This window comes from Zhongshania sp. (assembly GCF_041584495.1).
In the GTDB taxonomy this organism is placed as follows: Bacteria; Pseudomonadota; Gammaproteobacteria; order Pseudomonadales; family Spongiibacteraceae; genus Spongiibacter.
In genome coordinates, this window is the sequence record NZ_JBFHDY010000239.1 from 1 (window position 1) to 2,478 (window position 2,478).

Genomic DNA, 2,478 nt, shown 5'->3' on the forward strand with positions numbered 1-2,478 from the left:
AATGATTCAAACAGAAAGCTATTTGGAAGTTGCAGATAACAGTGGCGCACGTCGCGTTATGTGCATCAAGGTGCTTGGCGGCTCTCATCGTCGCTATGCACGAGTCGGTGATCTGATCAAAGTCACAGTCAAAGAGGCTATCCCTCGTGGCAAAGTGAAAAAAGGTCAGGTAATGACAGCTGTTGTAGTTCGTACTAAGAAAGGTGTTCGTCGTCCAGACGGTTCGCTGATCAAGTTTGACGATAACGCTGCAGTGTTGCTAAACAATAACAACGCACCTATTGGTACCCGTATTTTTGGGCCAGTAACGCGTGAATTGCGTGGCGAGAAGTTCATGAAGATAATCTCTTTGGCACCGGAAGTACTGTAGTTCCAGGTGTGGAGAGAAGGCTGAGGTCAGGTTATGCGTAAGATTAAGCGTGAAGACGAAGTTATCGTCTTAACCGGGAAAGACAAAGGTAAGCGCGGTGTTGTCCAGAAAGTTTTGGCCGACAACAAGTTGCTGGTCTCCGGCATCAATATGATGAAGAAACACCAGCGTCCAAACCCACAGTTGGGAGTGGCCGGTGGTATCGTTGAGAAAGAGGCGGCGATCCAGGTTTCTAATGTTGCTATTTATAACCCGTCTACCAAACAGGCGGATCGCGTGGGCTTTAAGGTGGCCGAAGACGGCAGCAAGACCCGTATTTTTAAATCAAGCGGCGAAGCGATCAACGCGTAGGGGTTATTGAAAAATGGCACGATTAGGTGAACTTTACCAAACTGAGTTGAAGGCAAAGCTGATTGAAGAGCTGGCTTTGGCTAACCCCATGGAAGTTCCGCGCATTACCAAGATCACCCTGAACATGGGTGTAGGTGAAGCGGCTGGAGACAAAAAGGTTCTTGAAGCAGCGCTGTCCGACTTGACGAAAATCGCAGGTCAAAAACCAGTGGTGACCAAGGCGCGCAAATCTATCGCAGGCTTTAAGATCCGTGATGGTTGGCCAATTGGCTGCAAGGTGACTCTGCGCGGCGAAAACATGTATGAATTTCTGGATCGCCTAGTCAGTATCGCTATTCCTCGCGTACGTGACTTCCGCGGTATCAGCCCGAAATCATTCGACGGTCGCGGTAACTTCGCGATGGGCGTAACGGAACAGATTATTTTTCCGGAAATTGATTACGATAAAATTGATACACTACGCGGTATGGATATTACGATCACGACTACTGCTCGTAATGATGACGAAGGTCGCGCGCTGTTAAAAGCGTTTAACTTTCCGTTTAAAGGTTAAGGGGTTCAGGGGACATGGCAAAGCAGTCAATGAAAGCGCGCGAATTGAAACGTGCCCAAACTGTCGAAAAATTCGCTGCAAAGCGCGCTGAGCTTAAAGCGATTTTCGCCAGCGTAAATTCTAGCGATGAAGAAAAGTGGGATGCGCAGGTTAAGCTGCAAAAGCTTCCGCGTGATGCAAGTCCATCACGTCAGCGTCGTCGTTGTCAGATCACGGGTCGTCCGCACGGTGTATACCGCAAGTTCGGTCTTTGCCGTAACCAGCTTCGTCAAGCCGCTATGCGCGGTGATGTCCCCGGCTTAGTTAAGGCTAGCTGGTAATAGTGGGAATTTTGCTGTCGCTGGCTATGGCCGCGGCGTTTAATGGGAGCAAAACATGAGCATGCAAGATCCTTTAGCGGATATGCTTACACGTATCCGCAACGCTCAGATGGCAGGTAAAACTGCTGTTCAGATGCCTTCTTCAAAACTTAAGGTATCGGTTGCAAAGGTACTGGAAGACGAAGGTTATATCGCTGGTTCGCGCGTTGAAGCCGATGGTGGCAAAGCGCAGCTGACAGTTGAGTTGAAGTACTATCAGGGTAAGCCGGTAATCGCTGAGATTCATCGGGTAAGTCGTCCAGGTCTGCGCGCTTACGCTGGTAAAGACGAATTGCCATCAGTGCGTGCCGGTCTTGGCATCGCGATTGTATCTACCAGTAATGGTGTGATGACTGATCGTGCAGCGCGAGCGGCCGGTGTGGGCGGCGAAGTGCTTTGCACTGTTTTCTAACGCGACAGTTTAAAGAGTTCTTAACATGTCAAGAGTAGCGAAAAGTCCAGTGACGATCCCGGCAGGGGTTGAAGTCAAGCTCGACGCCAACAGCATCGCAGTCAAAGGTAAAAAGGGTAGCTTAGTGCTGCCTTTGCACCAGTCTGTTGAAGTGAAGCAAGAAGACGGGCGTTTAGTATTCTCAGCGCGTGAAGGCGCGAAAAACGGTTGGGCTATGGCGGGTACTACTCGTTCATTGACTAACAATATGTGTGTTGGTGTTAGCGAAGGGTTTCAGCGTAAGTTGATCCTAAACGGTGTTGGTTACCGTGCTAAGGCCACTGGTAATAGCATTAACTTGGTGTTGGGTTTTTCCCACCCGATTGATTACGCGTTACCAGAAGGCGTATCAGTCGATACCCCGACTCAGACAGAGATTGTCTTGAGTGGTACC

The 2,478-nt window shown here is 49.5% G+C and carries 6 protein-coding genes; all 6 read left to right on the forward strand.

Annotated elements, in window-relative coordinates:
• Position 1 precedes the first annotated feature (1 nt).
• Positions 2-370 carry a 50S ribosomal protein L14 gene (rplN, locus tag ABYP33_RS18620; RefSeq protein WP_008248339.1) on the forward strand — a complete coding sequence of 123 codons (369 nt, stop codon included), beginning with the start codon at positions 2-4 and terminating at the stop codon, positions 368-370.
• Positions 371-403: 33 nt separating this feature from the next.
• Complete coding sequence (gene rplX, locus ABYP33_RS18625) at positions 404-721, forward strand: 50S ribosomal protein L24 (RefSeq protein WP_008248337.1); 318 nt, start codon at positions 404-406, stop codon at positions 719-721.
• A 13-nt stretch (positions 722-734) separates the two neighbouring features.
• Entirely contained in the window at positions 735-1,274 is a 540-nt protein-coding gene (gene rplE, locus ABYP33_RS18630) for a 50S ribosomal protein L5 (RefSeq protein WP_008248334.1), read from the forward strand.
• A gap of 14 nt (positions 1,275-1,288) precedes the next feature.
• The gene (gene rpsN, locus ABYP33_RS18635; protein WP_008248324.1) at positions 1,289-1,594 is read left to right on the forward strand and encodes a 30S ribosomal protein S14; all 306 of its coding nucleotides are present in this window, start codon (positions 1,289-1,291) and stop codon (positions 1,592-1,594) included.
• A 55-nt stretch (positions 1,595-1,649) separates the two neighbouring features.
• Positions 1,650-2,045 (forward strand): 30S ribosomal protein S8, encoded by a 396-nt coding sequence (gene rpsH, locus ABYP33_RS18640; RefSeq protein WP_373092787.1) that lies wholly within the window; start codon positions 1,650-1,652, stop codon positions 2,043-2,045.
• Between the two features lie 25 nt (positions 2,046-2,070).
• Positions 2,071-2,478 (forward strand): 50S ribosomal protein L6 (gene rplF / locus ABYP33_RS18645; protein ID WP_373092788.1); only part of this gene is annotated, 408 nt, incomplete at its 3' end.

What these genes read in the sequence shown, in the direction of transcription:
- rplN (WP_008248339.1), top strand. Translation starts at nt 2, where the DNA reads ATGATTCAAACAGAAAGCTATTTGGAAGTTGCAGATAACAGTGGCGCA.
- rplX (WP_008248337.1), top strand. Translation starts at nt 404, where the DNA reads ATGCGTAAGATTAAGCGTGAAGACGAAGTTATCGTCTTAACCGGGAAA.
- rplE (WP_008248334.1), top strand. Translation starts at nt 735, where the DNA reads ATGGCACGATTAGGTGAACTTTACCAAACTGAGTTGAAGGCAAAGCTG.
- rpsN (WP_008248324.1), top strand. Translation starts at nt 1,289, where the DNA reads ATGGCAAAGCAGTCAATGAAAGCGCGCGAATTGAAACGTGCCCAAACT.
- rpsH (WP_373092787.1), top strand. Translation starts at nt 1,650, where the DNA reads ATGAGCATGCAAGATCCTTTAGCGGATATGCTTACACGTATCCGCAAC.